The 19404-nt window shown below is 71.4% G+C and carries 20 protein-coding genes; 10 read left to right on the top strand and 10 right to left on the bottom strand.

Features of this window, described 5'->3' with window-relative positions:
* The first annotated feature begins 2 nt into the window (after positions 1-2).
* Positions 3-629, top strand: coding sequence for a glyoxalase (locus ND450_RS12505; RefSeq protein WP_253326305.1), 627 nt, complete (start codon positions 3-5; stop codon positions 627-629).
* On the opposite strand, the gene ND450_RS12500 is transcribed toward ND450_RS12505, so the two are convergent.
* Positions 597-3257: a helix-turn-helix transcriptional regulator gene (locus ND450_RS12500; RefSeq protein ID WP_253326304.1), complete on the bottom strand. Its 2661-nt coding sequence runs from the start codon at positions 3255-3257 to the stop codon at positions 597-599. The two genes, ND450_RS12505 and ND450_RS12500, sit on opposite strands and share 33 nt — an antisense overlap.
* 222 nt (positions 3258-3479) lie before the next feature.
* Between ND450_RS12500 and ND450_RS12495 the strand changes: the two genes are divergently transcribed.
* On the top strand, positions 3480-4553 hold the full coding sequence (locus ND450_RS12495; RefSeq protein ID WP_253326303.1) for a class I SAM-dependent methyltransferase: 1074 nt from the start codon (positions 3480-3482) through the stop codon (positions 4551-4553).
* The gene (locus tag ND450_RS12490; RefSeq protein ID WP_253326302.1) at positions 4550-6619 is read left to right on the top strand and encodes an alpha/beta fold hydrolase; all 2070 of its coding nucleotides are present in this window, start codon (positions 4550-4552) and stop codon (positions 6617-6619) included. Before ND450_RS12495 ends, ND450_RS12490 begins: the two co-directional genes overlap by 4 nt.
* Positions 6620-6657: 38 nt before the next feature.
* Here ND450_RS12490 and ND450_RS12485 read toward each other — a convergent pair whose 3' ends face one another.
* The 4 genes from ND450_RS12485 to ND450_RS12470 all read right to left on the bottom strand — a co-directional run bounded on the left by ND450_RS12485 (position 6658) and on the right by ND450_RS12470 (position 9318).
* The gene (locus ND450_RS12485) at positions 6658-7071 is read right to left on the bottom strand and encodes an SRPBCC family protein (protein ID WP_089921032.1); all 414 of its coding nucleotides are present in this window, start codon (positions 7069-7071) and stop codon (positions 6658-6660) included.
* Complete coding sequence (locus ND450_RS12480) at positions 7046-8137, bottom strand: VanZ family protein (RefSeq protein WP_253326301.1); 1092 nt, start codon at positions 8135-8137, stop codon at positions 7046-7048. The genes ND450_RS12485 and ND450_RS12480 overlap by 26 nt, the downstream gene beginning before the upstream one ends.
* Before the next feature lie 64 nt (positions 8138-8201).
* Positions 8202-8906, bottom strand: coding sequence for a spermidine synthase (locus ND450_RS12475; RefSeq protein ID WP_253326300.1), 705 nt, complete (start codon positions 8904-8906; stop codon positions 8202-8204).
* A 46-nt stretch (positions 8907-8952) separates the two neighbouring features.
* A complete protein-coding gene (locus ND450_RS12470; RefSeq protein ID WP_253326299.1) occupies positions 8953-9318 on the bottom strand; it encodes a DoxX family protein in 366 nt (121 codons plus the stop codon).
* 106 nt (positions 9319-9424) lie between these two features.
* On the opposite strand from ND450_RS12470, the gene ND450_RS12465 reads away from it, so the two are divergent.
* Positions 9425-9790: a winged helix-turn-helix transcriptional regulator gene (locus ND450_RS12465; RefSeq protein WP_371927696.1), complete on the top strand. Its 366-nt coding sequence runs from the start codon at positions 9425-9427 to the stop codon at positions 9788-9790.
* A 3-nt stretch (positions 9791-9793) separates the two neighbouring features.
* Here ND450_RS12465 and ND450_RS12460 read toward each other — a convergent pair whose 3' ends face one another.
* Together ND450_RS12460 and ND450_RS12455 are read right to left on the bottom strand one after the other, a co-directional pair.
* Complete coding sequence (locus ND450_RS12460) at positions 9794-10228, bottom strand: cupin (RefSeq protein ID WP_253326298.1); 435 nt, start codon at positions 10226-10228, stop codon at positions 9794-9796.
* 14 nt (positions 10229-10242) lie between these two features.
* A complete protein-coding gene (locus tag ND450_RS12455) occupies positions 10243-10821 on the bottom strand; it encodes an ABATE domain-containing protein (protein WP_253326297.1) in 579 nt (192 codons plus the stop codon).
* A 125-nt stretch (positions 10822-10946) separates the two neighbouring features.
* Between ND450_RS12455 and ND450_RS12450 the strand changes: the two genes are divergently transcribed.
* The 4 genes from ND450_RS12450 (at position 10947) to ND450_RS12435 (ending at position 15943) form a co-directional block, all read left to right on the top strand.
* Positions 10947-11798 carry an alpha/beta fold hydrolase gene (locus tag ND450_RS12450; RefSeq protein ID WP_253326296.1) on the top strand — a complete coding sequence of 284 codons (852 nt, stop codon included), beginning with the start codon at positions 10947-10949 and terminating at the stop codon, positions 11796-11798.
* Between the two features lie 317 nt (positions 11799-12115).
* Positions 12116-13321 (top strand): hypothetical protein, encoded by a 1206-nt coding sequence (locus ND450_RS12445; protein ID WP_253326295.1) that lies wholly within the window; start codon positions 12116-12118, stop codon positions 13319-13321.
* Between the two features lie 12 nt (positions 13322-13333).
* Complete coding sequence (locus tag ND450_RS12440) at positions 13334-15418, top strand: tetratricopeptide repeat protein (RefSeq protein ID WP_253326294.1); 2085 nt, start codon at positions 13334-13336, stop codon at positions 15416-15418.
* Between the two features lie 9 nt (positions 15419-15427).
* A complete protein-coding gene (locus ND450_RS12435; protein WP_253326293.1) occupies positions 15428-15943 on the top strand; it encodes a flavin reductase family protein in 516 nt (171 codons plus the stop codon).
* On the opposite strand, the gene ND450_RS12430 is transcribed toward ND450_RS12435, so the two are convergent.
* Positions 15914-16759, bottom strand: coding sequence for an AfsR/SARP family transcriptional regulator (locus ND450_RS12430; RefSeq protein WP_253326292.1), 846 nt, complete (start codon positions 16757-16759; stop codon positions 15914-15916). The genes ND450_RS12435 and ND450_RS12430 overlap by 30 nt on opposite strands.
* Before the next feature lie 267 nt (positions 16760-17026).
* Between ND450_RS12430 and ND450_RS12425 the strand changes: the two genes are divergently transcribed.
* Positions 17027-17890, top strand: coding sequence for a DUF1963 domain-containing protein (locus ND450_RS12425; protein WP_253326291.1), 864 nt, complete (start codon positions 17027-17029; stop codon positions 17888-17890).
* 48 nt (positions 17891-17938) lie between these two features.
* Here ND450_RS12425 and ND450_RS12420 read toward each other — a convergent pair whose 3' ends face one another.
* Both ND450_RS12420 and ND450_RS12415 read right to left on the bottom strand, forming a co-directional pair.
* On the bottom strand, positions 17939-18424 hold the full coding sequence (locus tag ND450_RS12420; RefSeq protein ID WP_253326290.1) for a glutathione peroxidase: 486 nt from the start codon (positions 18422-18424) through the stop codon (positions 17939-17941).
* A gap of 14 nt (positions 18425-18438) precedes the next feature.
* The gene (locus ND450_RS12415) at positions 18439-18780 is read right to left on the bottom strand and encodes a (2Fe-2S) ferredoxin domain-containing protein (RefSeq protein ID WP_177229942.1); all 342 of its coding nucleotides are present in this window, start codon (positions 18778-18780) and stop codon (positions 18439-18441) included.
* An 89-nt stretch (positions 18781-18869) separates the two neighbouring features.
* On the opposite strand from ND450_RS12415, the gene ND450_RS12410 reads away from it, so the two are divergent.
* Complete coding sequence (locus tag ND450_RS12410; protein WP_253326289.1) at positions 18870-19400, top strand: M15 family metallopeptidase; 531 nt, start codon at positions 18870-18872, stop codon at positions 19398-19400.
* Positions 19401-19404 lie beyond the last annotated feature (4 nt).

The following is a 19404-nucleotide window of genomic DNA, read 5'->3' as shown; positions in this document are numbered from 1 at the left end:
GCATGACCTCACTCGACGCGATCACCCTCGAAGTGGCCGACCTCGCGGCCGCCGAACGCTTCTACGCCAACGCTTTCGGGCTCGGTCCGCTGGTGCGCCTGCGGGCCTCGCAGGAAACGGCCACGGGATTCCGCGGCTTCACCCTGTCCCTCACGGTCGCGCAGCCGGCCGACGTGGACCTGCTGATCGAGAACGCCCTCGACGCGGGCGCGACCGCGCTCAAGCCCGCCGCGAAGTCGTTGTGGGGCTACGGCGGTGTCGTGCAGGCGCCCGACGGCACGATCTGGAAGGTCGCGACCTCGGCCAAGAAGAACACCGGCCCGGCCACCGGCGAGATCGGCGAGGTGGTGCTCCTGCTCGGCGCGACGGACGTGGCCGCGAGCAGGCAGTGCTACCTCGACCACGGGTTCACCGTCGAGAAGAGCTTCGGCCGCATGTACGTCCAGTTCGCCGCGGCGGGTGCGGTGAAGCTCGGGCTGTACCGGCGGCGTGCCCTCGCGAAGGACGCCGGGGTGGCGCCGGAGGGGTCCGGCTCGCACCGGATCGAGCTGCACGGAGCCGGGCGGTTCACCGACCCCGACGGGTTCGCGTGGGCGTCAGGGCAGCCGGTCGGCCAGCTCGGCGCGTGAGCGGATGCCGAGCTTCGTGTAGACCTTGCGCAGGTGGTACTCGATGGTCTTCGGGCTCAGGAACAGGGCGGCGGCGACCTCGCGGGTGGTCTTGCCCTCGGCGAGCAGGAGCGAGACCTGCAACTCCTGCGGCGTCAGGGTTTCGCCCTGCGTCCTGCGCTTGATCGTCTCGCCGGTGGCGCCCAGCTCGACTGCGGCGAGGTCGGCCCAGCGGGCGGCGCGCAGGTTCTCGAACGTCTCCAGCGCGGCGTGCAGGTGTGGCCGTGCGTCCACCCGTCGCCGGGCCCGTCTCAGGCGGGCGCCGTAGGCGAGGCGGGTGCGGGCGGTCTCGAAGTCGTCCAACGTCCTCGCGTGGTGGCGCAAAGACGCCTCGAAGTGGGTGTCGAACCCGTCCTCGCTGAGCATGCCGAGCGTCCGTTCGGCACGGCCCAGCGCCCACGGCTGGCCCTTCGCGGCGGCCTCGGCCCGGTAGCGCCGCGCCACGTCCCAGGCGTCGTCGCGCCGTCCTAGTCGGACCATCGCGTCGGTCAGTTCGGGTGCCGGTGACAGGTCCGGGTCGGTGAGCCGCAGGTCGTCCAGCAGGGCGGCGAGCTCCTCCAGGTGCGCCAACGCCTTGAGCGGGTCGCCGAGCCCCAGTTCCAGTTCTCCCAACGCGAACAGCGACCAGACCCGTCCGATGTGGATGTCACGGGCGCGGCAGATCGGTAGCGCCTCCGCGACGAGCGCACGGCACCGCTCCTCGTCGCCGAGCCGCGCCCGCAGCCACGCGAGCCCCGCCAGGCACATCGCGAGGTCGGTCTCCTGGCCGGTCTCCCGCGCCAGCCGGGTGGCCTCGTCGTAGGTCGCCTCGGCGCGGACCCACTGGTTGGTCGTGGCCTCGTCCCGCGCGACGTGGAACAGCAGCGCGGGCAGCGTTCCGACGGCGGTCTCCGCGCGGGCGTCCGCGACGACGCGGCGCAGCTCCTCGCCGGAGTCGGCGTCGCGCAGGAACAACGGGCCGATCATCAGCCACGACAGGCGGCGCCGGTCGTCGCGCAGCAGGCCGGTGGAGGCGAGCAGGCCGACGCCCGCCCGGATCTGGTCGGCGCCGCCGCGGTTGGCGAGGATCCGCGCGACACCCACCGCCATCTGGCCGAGGCCCTGGGCCTTCGGCGTCACCACCCCGTCCAGCAGGGCCTCGATCTCGTGCGCCAGCTCGACACCGGACCTGGTGTCGCCGAGGTAGAAGCACGCGTGGACGGCGTCGGCCAGAAGCACCACCGCCGAGTCGGCGTCGGCGGACTCGCGGGCGGCGATCCGGCAGAGGTCGCGGGCCTCGGTCAGCGAACCGGTGCGGGCCGCGATCGCCGCCCGCAGCTCGACGGCCCCCGCCCCGCCGCCCACCTCGTCCAGCAACGAGACCGATCGCCTCGTCTCACCGGCGAGCCACGCCGACTCCGCCGCCGCCACGCACAACGAGGCGTGCCGCGACACGTCCGGGCTCAGCCGCGCGGCGCGTTCGAACGCGGCCGCGGCGACGTCGTGCGCACTCCGTTCGTGGGCGCGCCGGGCCGCCTGCACGAGGAGGTCGGCGACCTGGGCGTCCGGTCCGACGACCGACTCCGCCCGGTGCCAGGCGTGCCGGTCGGCGTCGTGCGGACCGACCGCCTCGGCCACCGCGCGGTGGATCACCCGGCGGCGACGCGGATCGGTGTCCCCGTAGACGGCCGCGCGGATCAGCGGGTGCCGGAACTCGACGCGGCCGCCGGCGATCCGCACGAGTCCGGCGCTCTCGGCCTCGGCCAGCGCGTCGACCGCGACCCCGAGCACCCGGCACGCCGACACCACCACCCGCAGATCGGTGCCCGCCACCGAGGCCACCGCCAGCGCGGCCCGTCCACCGGCACCCAGCGACCGCGCCTGCGAGGCGAACGCGCGGGCCAGCTCCGCGGACACCGGCAGCGGCGCCTCGGGCGAGAGGTGCTCGAGCCGGGACCCCGCCAGTTCGATCAACGCCAGCGGGTTCCCGGCCGTCGCGCGGTGCAGCCGTGCGATCAGCTCCGGCGACACCGGCACGTCCGAACGGCTCGACACCAGCTCGTCCGCGGCGGCCAGGTCGATGCCGGTCAGCGCCAGCGACGGCAGCGGCGGGTCCGGCGACCGCGTGGTCGCGAGCAGCACGACCGGGTCGGCGACGAGTCTGCGCGCCGCGAACGCCAGCGCGTCCGCCGACGACCCGTCGACCAGGTGCAGGTCGTCGAGCAGGACGGCGACCGGCCGTTCCTCGGCGAACCGGCAGAGCAGGCTGAGCGTGGCGGCGCCGACCGCGAACCGGTCGATGGCGGGCCCCGGCCGCAACGCGAGTGCGACGGACAGGGCCTGCGCCTGCGGGCCGGGGATCTCGCCGAGACGGTCCAGGGCGGGCCGCAGGACCTGGTGCAGGGCCCCGAACGGGATCTCCTTCTCCGACTCGATCCCGGCCGCCCGCAGGACGTTCATGCCGGCGGCGGACTCGGCGGCGAACCCCAGCAGCGCGGTCTTGCCGACACCGGGTTCGCCGGTGATCGCGAGGGCGCCGCCGTGCCCGATCCGAGCGCTCGCGACGAGTCGCTCGATCCGCTGCCGCTCCGAGTCGCGCCCGATCAGCACACGGGGGAGTGTAGGTCGGCCCAGGTACTAGTGGTGTGGCGCAGAAGGTTGCCGGGGAAATTCGCGGTCAGACGGGTGCATCGTGGGGGCGGTGCCGCGAGGTGCCCTGCTGAGCGTGGATCACCTCGCCGACCTTCTGGGACACACCACTAGGTGGGGCACCTGATGCGATCGTCCCGTGGGCGCTCATAGGTTCCGGCCCTCGGATGGAGGGAAGAGCAGATGACCACGACAAGACCCGAGGTCGACACCGACAAGCTCATGCAGTTCGTGTTCCGGGCCGTCGACGAGGTCGGCGCCACGCTCAACGCCGCTCTCGTCGTCATGGGCGACAAGCTCGGCTACTACCGCGCCATGGCCGATGGCGAGCCGGTCAGCGCGGCCGAGCTCGCGGACCGCAGCGCGACCGCCGAGCCGTACGTGCGGGAGTGGTTGAACGCCCAGGCCGCCGGCGGATACGTCACCTACGACCCCTCGACCGGCCGGTACGCGCTGCCCGTCGAGCACGCGGTGGCGCTCACGGTCGAGGACAGCCCCGCGTTCCTGCCCGGTATGTTCCAGATCGCACTCGGCACCGTGCACGACGCCGGACGCGTGCTGGAGGCGGCCCGCAGCGGGTCCGGGGTCGGCTGGCACGAGCACGACACCGACGTGCACGTCGGCTGCGAGCGGTTCTTCCGGCCGAGCTACGCGGCGAACCTGGTCGGGAGCTGGCTGCCCGCGCTCGACGGCGTGACCGCGAAGCTGGAGAGAGGCGCCAAGGTCGCTGACGTCGGTTGCGGCCACGGCGCATCAACGATCCTGATGGCGCAGGCATTTCCGAACTCCACCTTCACCGGCTCGGACTACCACCCCGAGTCGGTCCGGATCGCCCGCGAACGGGCGGAGGCCGCCGGGGTCGGCGATCGCGTCACGTTCGAGGTGGCGTCCGCCAAGGACTTCAGCGGCACCGGCTACGACCTCGTGACCATGTTCGACTGCCTGCACGACATGGGCGACCCGGTCGGCGCGGCACGGCATGTGCGGGACGCGGTGGCACCCGACGGCACGTGGATGATCGTCGAACCGATGGCGGGCGACCACGTCGAGGACAACCTGAACCCCGTCGGCCGCACCTACTACGGCTTCTCCACGCTGCTGTGCACGCCGGCCTCGCTGTCGCAGGACGTCGGACTCGCGCTGGGCACGCAGGCCGGGCCCGCGCGGATCCGCGACGTCGCGGTGGCGGGTGGGTTCACCCGGTTCGCCGGGGTGGCCGGGACGCCGTTCAACCAGGTCCTCGAAGTCCGGCCGTGAACGCCGAGCCGCGCCCGGTGCGCGAGGCAGACCGGTCGGGGTTCGCCGAGCGCGCCGGGGTGCGGCTCGCGTTCCGCGTGTACGACAACCCCGGCATGCCGACCGTGCTGCTCATGCCGACGTGGTCGATCGTGCCGTCGAGGTTCTGGAAGGCGCAGGTCCCGTTCCTGTCCCGGCACTTCCGGGTCGTCACGTTCGACGGGCGGGGTTCCGGCGAGTCCGACCGGCCGGTCGGCGGTGAGTCCTATGTGGATTCCGAGTGCGCCGAGGACGCGATCGCGGTCCTCGACGCGACGAACACCGAACGGGCCGTGCTGGTGGCGTTGTCACGTGGTGACGCCTGGTCCGTGCTCGCCGCCGCGCAGCACCCCGGGCGCGTCAGCGGGATCGTGGCGATCGGCCCGGCCAGCGGGTCGCTCCTCGGCGTCCAGGAGCAGGAGAGGCTGTCCTGGGAGTCGGGGGACGGGCCGTACAGCCGGCAGCACTGGCTGAACGGCGGCTACGACGACTTCACCGAGTGGTTCTTCGCGAGGATGTTCGCCGAACCCCACTCCACGAAGCAGATCGAGGACGCCGTGCGGTGGGCGCACGAGATCGAGCCCGCCACGCTGGTGGACACGACGGCCGGACGGCTCGCCTCGGCGTCCGTCGAGGACGCGTGCCGCGAGGTGCGCTGCCCGGTCCTCGTGATCCACGGGACCGCCGACCTCATCCGACCGCACGCCATCGGTGAACGCCTCGCCGAACTCACCGGCGGCTCGCTCGTGCTGGTCGACGGCGCCGGGCACGGCGTGCACGCCCGCGACCCGGTGCGGATCAACCTGCTCATCAAGGACTTCGTCGACCGGGTGCACCCCGTCGCGCGGCGAGCGCGGATGTCGCGCGTCCGGCCGCCGCGAGCGCTGTACCTGAGCTCCCCGATCGGCCTCGGCCACGCCCGGCGCGACCTCGCCATAGCCACCGAACTGCGCAAACTCCACCCGCGGCTGGAGGTCGACTGGCTCGCGCAGCACCCCGTGACCGAGGTCCTCGAACCCGCGGGGGAGCGCGTGCACCCGGCGTCGGCGTGGCTCGCGAACGAGTCGTCGCACGTGGAGGAGGACGCCGGCGAGCACGACCTGCACGTGTTCGAGGCGTTCCGGCGCCTGGACGCGGTGCTGGTGAACAACTTCATGGTGTTCCACGACCTGCTGGAGGCCGAGCGGTACGACCTGGTGATCGGCGACGAGGCCTGGGAGGTCGACCACTTCCTGCACGAGAACCCCGAGCTGAAGCGGTTCTCCTTCGCCTGGCTGACGGACTTCGTCGGCTGGCTCCCGATGCCGGACGGAGGCGCCCGCGAGCAGCGCCTGACCGCCGACCACAACCTGGAGATGATCGAGCAACGGGCGCGCCACCGCCGCGTGCGCGACCGGTCGGTGTTCGTCGGCGACCCGGACGACGTGGTCCCGCTGCACTTCGGCGAGGGGCTGCCCGCGATCCGCGAGTGGACGGAGCAGAACTTCGACTTCTGCGGCTACGTCACCGGGTTCGACCCGCCCGAGGTGGCGGCGCGCACCTCGGGGGAGAAGGTCTGCGTGGTCACGGTCGGCGGTTCGGGCGTCGGGTCGTCGCTGCTGCGGCGGGTCCTGGACGCCGTGCCCCTCGCACGGCGGAAGGTGCCCGGGCTGAGGTTCCTGGTCGTCACCGGGCCGCGCATCGACCCGGCTTCGTTGCCGGACGTCCCAGGCGTGGAGCTGCGTGGATACGTGCCGGACCTGCACCGGCAGCTCGCCGCCTGCGACCTCGCGGTGGTGCAGGGCGGCCTGACGACGTGCATGGAGCTGACCGCCGCCCGCCGCCCGTTCCTCTACGTGCCGCTGCGCCACCACTTCGAGCAGAACTTCCACGTCCGGCACCGGCTCGAACGCTACGGTGCGGGCCGGTGCATGACGTACGAGGAGGTGGCGGACCGGGAGGTGCTGGCCGCCGCCATGGCCGAGGAGATCGGGCGGGAGGTCGGCTACCGGGAGGTGGAGGCGGACGGGGCGGCCCGGGCGGCGGCGATGCTCGCCGAGCTGCTCTGAGACGCGTGCCGAGGCTGCGGCACGCGTCTCGGCGAACATCACGCCTGGTCGTTCGCCCGGTCGTCCGCCGCCGCGGTCTGGGTCAGCACGGCGACCGTCTCCTCCAGACCGCGCTGCACCTCGTCGCCCTTCGCCTCCCGCACGCTGTGCAGGCTGATCGTGAGGCGCGACCGGCCGGCCGCCACCTCCTCGACCTGCAGTTCGCCGTGGTAGTCGTCCGGACCCTCGGCACCCCACTCGAGCGTCCGCCGGGAGGCGTCCGGCCGGACCCACGCCTCGCCCTCGACGTGGTGGCCGTGCACCTCGGCCTCCACGTGCACCTGCTCGCCGCCCTCGGGCTCGGCGGCCGTCATCTGCGGGAAGTACCGGGGCAGGTTCGTGGGATCGGCCAGGAACGCGAACAGGGTGTCGGCCGGGATGTCCGCCTCAGCTGTGTGCGTGTACGTCGTCATGGCGCTCGGGGTACCCGGTCTCCCTGACGGCGAACACGTCCCGCGTGCGCGCCACCTGTTCGTGCCACCCGCGCTGGTCGCGGCGGAAGACGGGGAGGACGAACGCGCCGCCGACGAACAGCGCCACGACGACGAGGTCCCACCAGCCGATGTCGATGAGCGGCGACACGACGGTCGCGTAGGCCATGAAGCCGGTGAAGCCCAGCAGTTCGCGCAGGGCGAGCTGGAGCGGGTTGGCGCGCGAGCCGTCGTCAGAACGGATCCGGTAGTGCAGCAGGATCCCGCCGATCGTCATGCCGTTCGCCGCGGCGGGCAGCACGACCCGCGACGCCACCAGCACGCAGACGGCCCAGCGCGGGTCGGAGTGCAGCCACAGCTTCGCGACGACGATCACCAGCACGAGCTCGGCGACCAGGCCGATCAGCCTGCGGGGGATGGTCACGGTGGTCGGCGGCGCGGTCGACTCGTCGGACGACGGCACCCTGGGCACGACGAACGCGGCCGGCGCCATCATCCAGCCCAGGACGCCGCCGGAGGTGTTCGAGATGAGGTCGTCGACGTCGGCGATGCGGTACGGGCACGGGTAGAAGCCGAGGTTGCCGGTGTACTGCACGACCTCGATGGCGAGCGACAGCCCCAGGCTGATCGCGATGACGGCCAGCGGGCCCTTGCCGTACGCCTTGCGCAGCACCACGCCGAGCGGCACGAACAGCGCGACGTTGAACAGCTGCTGCAGGAACGCCTGCGACCGGACCATCGCGAGGATGCCGGAACGTCCGTAGGCCGCCATGTTGTTGCTCATGTCCGTGACCCACTGGAACGGGACCGTGGACAGCATCTGCTCGCCCGTGCACAGGTTCCCGACGTCGCGCGGGAACGGCAGGAAGATCAGCGCCAGCGCGACCAGGCCGTAGGCCAGCAGGCCGTACAGCACGAACGCCCTGCGCGGCTCGACCCGCCGGAAGCGGAAGTAGTGCAACAGGACCAGGGGCACGAGGACCATCAGCCCGACACCCACGAACGCCAGGAAACCGGTCCGGGCGGTCTCCCAGTACGACGCCATCATGAGGGGCTCATTGCCCGCTGTCGTTGACGGCCAAACCACGACCCGCGAAGTTGCGGCGAATGGCTCAGCCGCGCCGCGCGAGGTAGACGGTGTTCGTCGACTCCCTGTCCTGCAACGGGTTGGGGAAGCGGACCACCTCGGCCCGCACGTCGGTGAAGACCGTCGCGAGGGTGGCGGCGTACTCGCCCTCCGGCGGGTCGTTGGACCACAGCGCGAACACCCCGCCGGGCGCGATCAGGTCCGCCAGCCGCCGCGAGCCCTCTGGCCCGTACAGGTCGGCGTTGGTGGGGTGCAGGAGGTGCCGCGGGGAGTGGTCGATGTCGACGACGAGCGCGTCGAGGAGTGCGGGACCGAAGCCCTGACCGGAGCGGACCAGGTCGAAGAAGTCGCCGTGCACCAGGCGGCACCGCTCGTCGGCCGCGAGCGTCCTGCCCGCCGGGATGAGGCCCTGCTCGTGCCACTCGATCACTTCGCTCAACGCGTCGACGACCTGCAACGAGCCGACCCGCGGGTCCTCCAGCACGGTCTGCGCGGTGTAACCGAGTCCGAGGCCGCCCACGACGACGTTCAGCGAGTCGCCGGTCAGCTCCGCGAGCGCGAGGCGGGCCAGCTCGACCTCGGCGACGACGAACATGCTGGACATCAGGAACTCTTCGTTCAGCTTGATCTCGTGGATCTCCCTGCCGGTGCCGGGTTCGAGCCGGCGCCGCAGGGAGAGCTCACCGAGCGGGGTCTGGCGGTAGTCGAGTTCCTGGAACCGAGCACTCATGCGACGGGACGGTACCCCGCGCACCAGGACCCGATCGGGCGACCGGTCAGCCGGCGAACCGTCCGATCGCGACGAACGCGGCCAGGAGCAGCAGGACCACGTTGACGGGCAACGTCTTCGTGTCGGCGATCTTGAGGTGGACGCGGATGGCGACGACCTGGACGACGACCAGCCCGACGGCCGCGATCGGCGTCAGGACCGGGGCGATGCCGGTGAGCCACGGCAGGACCACGCCGAGGGCGCCGAGCACCTCGACGGCGCCGATGCCCTTCACCGCCCCGTCGGAGTAGTCCTTCGCCCACGCGCCGGTGGACGCGATGACCTGCTCACGCGAGCGCAGCAGCTTGACGAGACCACTGCCCAGGTAGACGGCCGCCAGCAGGAACTGGGCCACCCACAGTGCGATGTTCATTGCACACTCCGATTCTTACCACTTGTGCGTAGCCTCATCGTGTGTGTGTTTCGAGGGCGCCACAAAAGGCACACGGATGTATGTGTCCAGGACAGGAGCTGGAGCTGTGACGGGGTTCACTCGGACGAGGAGCTGCCCGCCGCCGATGGACGACGGTGGCGCGGTCCGCGCGGTGCTCGACCGCATCGGCGACAAGTGGAGCCTCCTGGTCGTCGGCGCGTTGCGGGAGGGGCCGCTGCGCTTCGGCGAGCTGGAGAAGGCGGTCACCGGCATCTCGCAGCGCATGCTGACGCTGACGCTGAAACACCTCTCCGAGGACGGCCTGGTGAGCCGCACGGCCTACGCCGAGGTGCCCCCGCGCGTCGAGTACGAGCTGACCGGGCTCGGGAGGACGTTGATGCCGCTGGTGATCGCGCTCGCGGAGTGGGCGCTGGAGCACAGCGACGAGATCAACGCCCACCGCCGCAGGTAGCGCTCACTCGAAGGAGCAGCCGGGGTTCGGCGTGCTGACCGCGAGCGGGTGACCGACCGGGTTGCGGTACAGGACCTCCAGCACGAGCGGGGCGCCCGTGAGGTTCCGCCCGAGGTGGACGTACCCGCTGCCGCTGTCCTCGGTGATGACCTGTCCCGGCCGGTAGACGCCGTCGACCGAGCAGTCGGACTCGTGGTGGGTCAGCACGCCCTTGGCGACGACCCCCTGGACCGGTCCGGGGTGGTAGTGCCAGCCGGTGGAGCCGCCCGGCGCGATGGTGATCTCCCTGAGCACGTACTGCGTGTCGCCCAGCACGTGGTCGAAGATCGTGACGGCGCTGACCCCGGTGCCCGGTGTGGCGCTCGCGGCGCCCGGTGCCACGACCGCTGCCAGGCCGGCGGCCGCGGTGACGAGCGCGAGTCGCTTGATGATCCGCATGGGGTCGAACGTACTCAGCCGCGGGTGCGCTCGTAATGCCGCGCGACCCTCGCCCGGTTGCCGCAGACGTTGGCGGCGCACCAGACCCGGCGCTTGTTCTCCGCCAGGAACAGCATCGAGCAGGTCGGGTCGGCGCACGCCCGCAGCTTCGCCAGCCGCTCGTGGTCGGCGAGCAGCCCGATCGCCTCGCCCGCGACGGCGGCCAGTCCGGGGTGGCCGTTGTAGTCGTCGTGCCACCGGGTCGCGGCGACCGCGCCGGCGCCCCACCCGTCGAGCCGCGGACTGGTCGGGACGGCGGCCGCGACGGCGTTGAGGTCCGCGATCAGCTGAGGATCGGGCGTGGCACCGGTCAGGTGGGCCTCGAACAGGGCCCGCAACACCGAGCGCAGCCTGCGGGTCGCGCTGATCGCCGGCGGCGGGCCCGCGGGCAGCCGGTCGGCCTGCAGCGCCCACCAGCGGGTGTGGCCGGCCTCGTCCGCGATGAAGTCCTTGACCGGGTCCAGGCACAACGCGTGCGTGTCGACCAGGTCGAGCGCCACCAGCGGTTCGGCGCCCATCACGAAGCCCGCGGCCTGGAAGTCGGACAGTCCCAACGCCCTCTCCTAACGGTTGGAGCGACTGATCAGACGTTAGCAGATTCTCGACGCGAGGGCTTGCAGTGCTCAACCTAACGTGTATACGGTCATTCTATACATTAGAACAAACCGAGGAGAACGACATGCCCGCGATCCGCCACCACCACGTCGAGGTCGACGGTCTCAAGGTGTTCGTCCGCGAGGCCGGGGACACGAGCAGGCCCACGGTCGTGCTGCTGCCCGGCTACCCGTCGAGCAGCCGCTCCTACGTGCGGCTGATCGACCGGCTCGCCTCGACCTGGCACGTCGTCGCGATCGACTACCCCGGCTTCGGCTCGTCCGACCCGCTGCCCGGCGAGCCGACGTTCGACCGGCTGGCCGAGGTCACCGGCAGGACGATCGACCTGCTCGGCATCGGCGACTACGCGGTCTACGTGTTCGACTTCGGCTCCCCGGTCGGGTTCCGCATCGCGCTCGAGCACGACCAGCGCGTGCAGGCCGTGATCACGCAGAACGGCAACGCGTACGTCGACGGTCTCGGCCCCGACATGGACGTGCTGAAGAACCACTGGAACGACAGGTCCCAGGACCAGGACAAGCTCGACTGGGTCGTCGGCATCGAGGGCACGCGGCACCAGTGGCTCGTCGGCGCGAAGGACCCCGCGCACATCGACCCCGAGCAGGCGGTCGCCGACCAGCACGTCATCGACCTGCCCGGCCGCGCCGACTACATGAAGGCGCTGCTGTGGGACTACCGGGTCAACCCCGGCCGCTACCCGGCCTGGCAGGAGTGGCTGCGGACCCGTCAGCCGCGGGTGCTCGCGATCTGGGGCCGCAACGACACGTTCTTCGTCCCTGCGGGTGCCGAGGCGTTCCGCCGCGACGTGCCGTCCGCCGAGGTCGTGCTGCTCGACACCGGCCACTTCGCGCTCGAGGAGGAGGTCGACGAGATCGCCGAACGGGTGAGCGCCCTGCTGGCGAAGACCTTCGCGTGACGCCACGCCCGTGTGGAATGAAGTGATACTGCCCATCGGTTTTCGTGTCGCTCATTCGGATCAATCCGCTTTGGAGCGTTCTTGGAGCTTTATTGGAACCCGCGGGCAGACTTCTCGATGTCAGTTGCACATCCGAGGGAGGAGCACTCATGGAGAAGCCCAAGGCGAAGATGAAGCGAATCACCATCCGCAAGGTGGGCCCGGTCCGCCTCACGGCGGCCGCCTGCTCGCAGTACAACGTCAAGCCGGCCTAAGGCGAGACGAGGGTGCGCCGGGTTCCCGGACCCGGCGCACCCGATCCGCGGGGGAGGAACGTCGTGACCGAGTTCGATCTGGACCGCCCGGTGCCGCTGCACCCGCTGGTGTTCCTGGAGGACGGCGACGAGGTGACGATCGGACGCGCCGACGTCGACTCGTACGGCATCTTCCCCGGTGAGGGCGCCGCGCTCGTGCGCAGACTGGTCGACGGGGACACCCCGCGCCAGGCCGCCGAGTGGTTCGAGCGCGAGTACGGGGAGGAGGTCGACGTCGAGGACGTCCTCGCCGGACTCGACGAGCTCGACCTCATTCGCAAATCTGATGAAAAGAGCGCCGAAACCGCACCTGTTCGGTTCAGCGGGCTCGGTGCCGCTTTGTTCTCGCCGATCGCGTGGGTGTTGTACGCGGGACTGATCGCCTGGGCGTTGTCGGCGATGGTGTTCGAAGCGGACCTGCGGCCGACTTATCACAGCATCTTCTTCTCCGACTACTACGTGGTCATCCAGGTCGGGTTGTTCCTCGCCGCGATTCCCCTCCTTTTCCTGCACGAGTCGTTCCACGCGCTGGCAGGGCGGCGGCTGGGGGTGCGATCGAGGTTGCGAATAGGGCGGCGGCTCTACTTCATCGTGCTGGAGACCTCGCTCGACGGGCTGGTCGCGGTCCCGCGCGGGCAGCGCTACCTGCCGATCGTCGCCGGGCTGCTGGCCGACGTCCTCGGCATCGCCGCGTGCACCGTCGCCGCCGACCTGACGCGGCACGCGGACGGCTCGCTGTCGGGGCCAGGGCGGTTCCTGCTGGCCGTCGCGTTCGCCGCGCTGCTGCGGGTGGTCTGGCAGTTCTTCCTGTACCTGCGCACGGACATCTACGTGCTCGTGAGCACCGTGCTCGGCTGCGTGGACCTGCACGGGGCCGCCCTGCGGATCGTGAAGAACCGGTTCCGGCGGCTCGCCGGGCGGCCGGAGGAGGACGAGTCCGCGCTGCACCCCGTCGACCGCAGGGTGGCGCGCTGGTACTCGTGGCTCGTCGTCGTCGGCTACACGGCGAGCCTCACGACGTTCGCGCTCGCCGGCGCCCCGGTGCTCTACCGGTTCATCACCGGCGTCCTCGGACGGCTCACCGGCGACGGCGTGCCCACGGCCCAACTGCTCGACTCGATCGTCTTCGGCGGCGTCGCGCTCGCGCAGTGCGCCGTGCTCGGCTGGCTCGTGGTCCGGGAGCGCGTGCGGGCGCGCCGCGACCGCCGCCTGCACCACGTCATCCACTGAAGGGACGCACCAATGGACAGCCGCTACTGGATCCGCGCCGACCGGCGGCGCGACCGGGCAGACGCCCTCGCCGCACTGGACCTGCCGCCGGTCTGGGCGGTCCTCGACGCCCACCGGCGGCTGCGCGGGCCGTACACGGCTGCCGGGTCGCTGCTGCGCCAGATCGCCGACGACCTGCTGGAGCGGTGTCCCGAACTGGGGGAGCGGCACAACATCGAGCTGCTCACGACCACACCGGAGCTGGCCGGCCGGGTGCCGAGCGCCTGGCACACGCTCGAGTGGGCCGTGCAGGACAGCGAACGCACGCGCTACTACTCGCGGCTGCACACGCGCAACATCGCGAACGGCCTGGCGGAGCTGGTGCGCGACTACCTCGCGGCCCTCGGGGGCGGCCCGCGCACCCTCGTGGTCGAGAACGCGCACGAGGCGGACGCGTCCGACCAGGAGTTCATCGCGGTCCTGCTGCGCCGCGGCGACATCCCGGACCTGACCGTCGTCGTGGGCACGAGCCGTGCGCCGCTCGTGGACCCGCGCGGGGAGATCGACGTGTCGCTGGCGCGGACGATCGCCGCGCACGCCCAGGTCGTCGACGCGGAACCGGTCGAGCTCGGGGAGCTGCCGGAAGACCCCGCTCGGGCCTATGTGGACAGTGACGGCACGGACGACGACCCGCGGCTGCTCGCCGCCTACCTCGCACTGCCGGCCGAATCGCGTGCCGCGCTGCACGACGCCCGTGCCGCGCAACTCGCGCAGTCGGACGAGTTCTCGTTGCGGCTCGGTGCGATTCCGCACCACCTGGAACACGGCAGCGACCCCGCGGGTGCCGGCGCGCAGGCGTTGCGCGTCGCGCTGGACCACTGCCACAAGGTCGGGCTCTACCAGGCCGCCGCGGACCACGGTCTGCGCGGCCGCGCGTCCGCGGACCGGGAGGCCGACCCCGACCTGTGGTGGCACCTCACGTTCCAGACGGGCATCGTGCTCGCGGCCGTCGGTCGTGCCGCCGAGGCCGAGAGGCTGTACGTCGAAGGCCGTGCCGCCTCCCTCGACCCGGCGATCCACCTGGAGCTCTCGTACGCGATGGCCATGCTGTACGCGCGGCACTACTCGGAGGCGGAACGCGACTACGTCCAGGCCAGGGCGTGGATGAACCTCGCGATCGCGCTCGCGTCGCAGCTGGGAGACCCGAAGAAGGAGGCGTTCCAGTCCGTCTTCACGCGCAACGGACTGGCGCTGGTCGAGGTGCGCGAGCAGAAGCCCGAGGTCGCGCTCGCACTCGTCAACGACGGCATGGCGCGCCTCGACCGCGAACTGGGCCCGGACGAGCACGTGCTGCACCGCCTGGTGCTGCGCTACAACCGGGCACAGGTGTACGGCGCGATGGGCCGCCTGGACGACGCGCTCGCCGACTACAGCCACGTCCTCGAACGGGACCCGAACTTCCCCGAGCACCACTTCAACGTCGGCAACGTCCTGCGCAGACTCGGCCGCGACGAGGAGGCGGTCGACGCCTACCGCGAGGCGCTGCGCCTGTCACCGCCGTTCCCCGAGGCCCACTACAACATCGGCGACGCCCTGCTCGCGCTCGGCGACGTCGAAGGCGCGATGGCCGCCTTCAGCTATGTCATCGAGTTGGACCCGCGCCACGTCGACGCCCGGATCAACCGCGCCGGACACCTGCTGGCGCAGGGCGACGTCGAGGGGGCGTGGCGGGACGTGTCGGCCGCTCTCGAACTCGCCCCGGACAACGCGCACCTGTTGTGCCTCAAGGGCCAGCTGCTGGTCGAGCGGGACGAGTACGCCCAGGCGTCCGAGGCGCTGGCCCAGGCCGTGCGGCGCAACGACAGGCTGGCCGAGGCGTGGGCGATCCGCGGCACGATCGCGGTGGCGTCCGGCGAACTCACCGACGCGATCAGCTACCTGAGCCGGGCCATCACGCTCGACGACAACCCGGAGTCCCGCTACAACCGCGCGGTCGCGTACGAGGAGTCCGGTGAACTGGCCGCCGCGATCCTCGACTACGACGCGGTGCTCGCGGTGACCGACGACGAGGACGCCAGGGAGCGCAGGGAACTCTGCGCCGCGGCGTCGACCAGGTAGGAGAGCCCCGTGACAGCGACGGAGGACGTGGCCGCCGGACTTCCGGTGGCCACGTTCACCGATGCCATGAGCCGGCTGGTCTCGGGCCTCGCCGTGGTGACGACGCGGGCGAGCGGCCGTCCGTGCGGGCTGCTCGTCTCGTCGATCTGTTCGTACAGCGTGCATCCACCGTCCGTGCTCGTGGTCGTCGACCACGCTTCCCGCTGCCTCGAACCGTTGACGCACTGCGCCGAGTTCGGTGTGCACGTGCTCGGCAGCGCGCAGGAACGCACCGCGCGGACGTTCGCGAGCCGTGGCGCGGACAAGTTCGCCGACGTGGCCTGGGAGTGGGACGGGCCGGTCCCGCGGTTGTGCGCGGCGCCGATCTACCTGCGCTGCACCGCGACCGCCGTGTTCGACCACGGTGACCACACCGTCCTGATCGGTGAGGTGAGCCGCACCCTGGTGGAGGACGCCGAGCCGCTCGTCTTCTACCGCCGGCTGTTCGACTGGCGGCTAAGGGGAAGCGGTGCGTGCCGGCTCTGACCCGGTCACCCGTTCGTGCCGGTGCACCCGGTCGAGCGGGTCGTCCCCGTTGAGGATGAGCTGGTGCAGGGACCGCAGGCGCGGTCCCGGCTCGATGCCGGCGTGGTTCGACAGCAGCCGGTACGCCCTGGCGTAGGCGGTCAACGCGTCGGCGCGGCGCTCCGCCTGGCACAGCGCGAGCATCAGCTGCTCGTGGAATCCCTCCCACAGCGGGTGGGTCTGGCACAGCTCCTCCAGGTCGAACACGGCCAGGTGCCCGTCGCCGTTGCAGAGCATGACGTCGAACCGGTTGCGCAACAGCTCCAGGTACTCCTTCTCCAGACGCGCGATGTCGTGGTCGAACGCCCCCGTGCCGCGCAGGTCCGCGAGCGGCGAACCCCGCCACAGGCGCAGCGCCGCGCCGAACCTGTCCCACGCGTGGGCGCAGTCGCCGGCCGCCATCGCCACCTGGCCCTCCTTCGCCAGTTCGCGGAACCGGGTCAGGTCGAGCTGGTGCGGCTCCAGGACGAGGACGTAGCCCGACGGGCGCGTGCTGAGGACGGGGTGCGAGTTCCTCGAGCTCACCCGGCCCGGCGTGAGCACGCGCCGCACCGCCGTCACGTACCCGTGCAGCGCCGCGATGGCCGACCGGGGCGCGTCGCGTGACCACAGCTGGTCGACGATGCGAGTCGTCGGCACGAACTCGTTGGCGTGCAACGCGAGCAGTGCGAGGAGGGCCCGTTGCTTCGGGGCCGTGGGTGTGCAACTGCGGCCGCCCCGCGTCACCTCGAACGTGCCCAGCACCCGGAACTGCGGCGGATCGTCTCCCGTTGCCACCTGGTCGCCACCTTCCCGGTATGTCCGACACCGAGAGTGTCAACCAGCCGACGGCCGTTGAGGTAGTGCCCACCTCGAAATTGCCGGTCCGCGCCATGGCACGGGTTTCCGCATGACACTCGCCCGTGCGGACCCCGGTGGGGGCGGCGCTTCGGCGCAACGCGCGGCTCCGAATGCCGACCAGCCCTTGGTCCACTGTGGACGTCCACTTCGGACTCGTGGGAGCGCTTTCAGCGGCCTCGCGCCGGTCTGCGATCATGCTCCGCCATGGACCGCTACGAACAGTTCCGCAGCGCGGCGATCGACCGGGGCCTGCCCGAGGACGAGGCCACCAAGTTCGCCGACCACCTCCGCTTCGTGGTGTGGCTGGGCACGGCAGGCCCCGGCGAGCAGGTCGTGGGCCAGGAGGGCGGGCTTCCCCGGTTACCGGTCGGCACGGACTGGCCGGCCGACCGCGACGGGACCCCGCTGCCGTTCATCGCCTCGATCGACTGCGCGCTCCTGCCGCGGGCAGAGGGACTTCCCCTGCCGGAGGACGGCTCCCTGCTGTTCTTCCTGAACCACGACGACGACGTCGAAGCCGAGGCCCACACGGAAGAGCCGGTGCACGCGCGGGTCCTCCACGTCCCCGCCGGCACGGAGACGGTCGTGGCGTCACCGCCGCCGGACCACGACACCAGGACGTTCTTCCACGAGAACCTCCCGTTCCTGCAGCCGGAGCACCAGCTCACCGCGTGGGTCGAGCCCGCCCTGCCGAAGTGGCTCACCGAGGAGGACCACGACTTCGACTCGCTGGTCGAGGAGCGGCTGTTCGAGGAGCTGAAGCACGTCGAAGAGCTGCGTGAGCTCGTCGACGTGCTCTGGCCGGACGTGGACCGGAGCTCCGGGTTCCGCCTCGGCGGCTACTGCGCGCTGATCGGCGGGTCGGCGACCCCGTGGACGCAGATGACCTACGCAGGCTTCGCCGACCTGAGCGACGCGGGTGAGTACCAGCTGGTCAGGGAGTGGGTGCCGCTCGCCCAGTTCTACACGGCGAGCGAGTTCTACTACGGGTGCTTCCTGATCTGCTTCGACGACCTCGCGGCCCGGCGCTTCGAGAACATGCGCTCGTTCACCATGTTCACCGAGTAGCCGGGTCCGGCGAGCCGCACGACCCCGCCGCACAGGGCGAAACTCGGGCTAGCGCAGGGCGCCTTCGATCGCCTCGGTGATGGAGGCGTCCTCCGGCTCGGTCCGGGGCCGGAACCGCCCGAGCACCTGGCCGTCGCGCGAGACGAGGAACTTCTCGAAGTTCCACTGCACGTCCCCGGCGGTGCCGTCGGCGTCCGCGTGCTTCGTCAGCTCCTGGTAGACCGGGTGCTGGTCTGGGCCGTTGACCTCGATCTTCTCGAACAGCGGGAACGACACCCCGTACGTGGTCGAGCAGAACGTGGCGATCTCCTCCGAGGTCCCCGGCTCCTGCCCCATGAACTGGTTGCACGGGAACCCGACCACGGTGAAGCCCTCGGCCCCGTACTTCTCCTGCAACCGCTCCAGCCCGGCGTACTGCGGGGTGAGGCCGCAGCGCGAGGCGACGTTGACGACCAGCGCCACCTTGCCCCGCAACCCACCGAGGTCACCGGGCTCACCGGCGAGCGTGCGAACGGGGATGTCGTAGATCTCCATGCCCCCAAGTTAGTTCATGCCCCGCGGCCGCCAGGGGCGGGCACGATCCGCGCCAGCACCGAGTCCGGGGGAGCGGCCAGCCCGGGCCCACCGGCGTCGACCCAGTCGGCCACCCCGAGCACCGCGTCGTCGTCCAGCACCTCGCCGACCCAGACGGGCCGGGCACCGGCTTCCCGGGCCGTCCGGCTGGGCTGCACGACGACGACGTTCGACACCTCGCAGGCGTCCAGGCAGTCCGCCACCCGCACCGACGCCCGCGCGCGCAACGCCTCGAGCTGCCGCTCGTGATCGACCCCGGGATGCTTGCGCTCGGTGCCGCAACAACAACCGCGGCACACGGTGATCCGTGACTCCATGATCACCGTTCTACTCAGTCGACAGGTCATTACACAACGCGCACGTTCCGTTCGCCGTCCGGGGACATCGGTTCGGCAGTGTCGAGGACGTGAACAGCAAAGGACGCCGGGCGGTGCTCGCCGGCGCACTCCTCGTGGTGACGGCCTGCACACCCGGCAAGGCCCCGTCGACGAACGGCCAGGTGGCCGGCGACGGCAGCATCCCGAAGAACGAGAGCATCTCGCTCGACGACGACACCCACGCCGCCATCGCGAACCTCGACCCCGCCCTGCTCACCGCCCTGCGCAAGGCGGCGGCAGACGCGAAGCGGGCAGGTGTCGAGTTCCGCGTCACCTCGGGCTGGCGGAGCAAGGAACACCAGCAACGCCTCCTGGACGAGGCCGTCGACCTCTACCGGTCCGAGGAGGAGGCGCGGCGCTGGGTGCACCCGCCGGAGAAGTCCGCGCACGTCACCGGCAAGGCGATCGACATCGGCCCGACGAACGCCGACGACTGGCTCATCCAGCACGGCGCCGACTACGGCCTGTGCCAGGCCTATTCGAACGAGATGTGGCACTTCGAGCTGCTGACGACGCCCGGCGGCGAGTGCCCGCAACCGCAGGGCGACGCCGTCGGGTGAGGCC

The sequence above is a fragment of the Lentzea sp. HUAS12 genome (genome assembly GCF_024125735.1).
GTDB lineage: Bacteria > Actinomycetota > Actinomycetes > Mycobacteriales > Pseudonocardiaceae > Lentzea > Lentzea albida.
Note: the sequence above shows the minus strand (reverse complement) of the source record. Positions and strands in the feature narration are given on the sequence as shown.

Excerpts from the sequence above, each read along its gene's own strand:
- ND450_RS12425 (WP_253326291.1), top strand. The coding sequence starts at position 17,027 with ATGGACCGCTACGAACAGTTCCGCAGCGCGGCGATCGACCGGGGCCTG.
- ND450_RS12460 (WP_253326298.1), bottom strand. The coding sequence starts at position 10,228 with ATGCGGATCATCAAGCGACTCGCGCTCGTCACCGCGGCCGCCGGCCTG.
- ND450_RS12440 (WP_253326294.1), top strand. The coding sequence starts at position 13,334 with ATGGACAGCCGCTACTGGATCCGCGCCGACCGGCGGCGCGACCGGGCA.
- ND450_RS12480 (WP_253326301.1), bottom strand. The coding sequence starts at position 8,137 with ATGATGGCGTCGTACTGGGAGACCGCCCGGACCGGTTTCCTGGCGTTC.
- ND450_RS12505 (WP_253326305.1), top strand. The coding sequence starts at position 3 with ATGACCTCACTCGACGCGATCACCCTCGAAGTGGCCGACCTCGCGGCC.
- ND450_RS12485 (WP_089921032.1), bottom strand. The coding sequence starts at position 7,071 with ATGACGACGTACACGCACACAGCTGAGGCGGACATCCCGGCCGACACC.
- ND450_RS12420 (WP_253326290.1), bottom strand. The coding sequence starts at position 18,424 with ATGGAGATCTACGACATCCCCGTTCGCACGCTCGCCGGTGAGCCCGGT.
- ND450_RS12495 (WP_253326303.1), top strand. The coding sequence starts at position 3,480 with ATGACCACGACAAGACCCGAGGTCGACACCGACAAGCTCATGCAGTTC.
- ND450_RS12450 (WP_253326296.1), top strand. The coding sequence starts at position 10,947 with ATGCCCGCGATCCGCCACCACCACGTCGAGGTCGACGGTCTCAAGGTG.
- ND450_RS12475 (WP_253326300.1), bottom strand. The coding sequence starts at position 8,906 with ATGAGTGCTCGGTTCCAGGAACTCGACTACCGCCAGACCCCGCTCGGT.
- ND450_RS12415 (WP_177229942.1), bottom strand. The coding sequence starts at position 18,780 with ATGGAGTCACGGATCACCGTGTGCCGCGGTTGTTGTTGCGGCACCGAG.
- ND450_RS12470 (WP_253326299.1), bottom strand. The coding sequence starts at position 9,318 with ATGAACATCGCACTGTGGGTGGCCCAGTTCCTGCTGGCGGCCGTCTAC.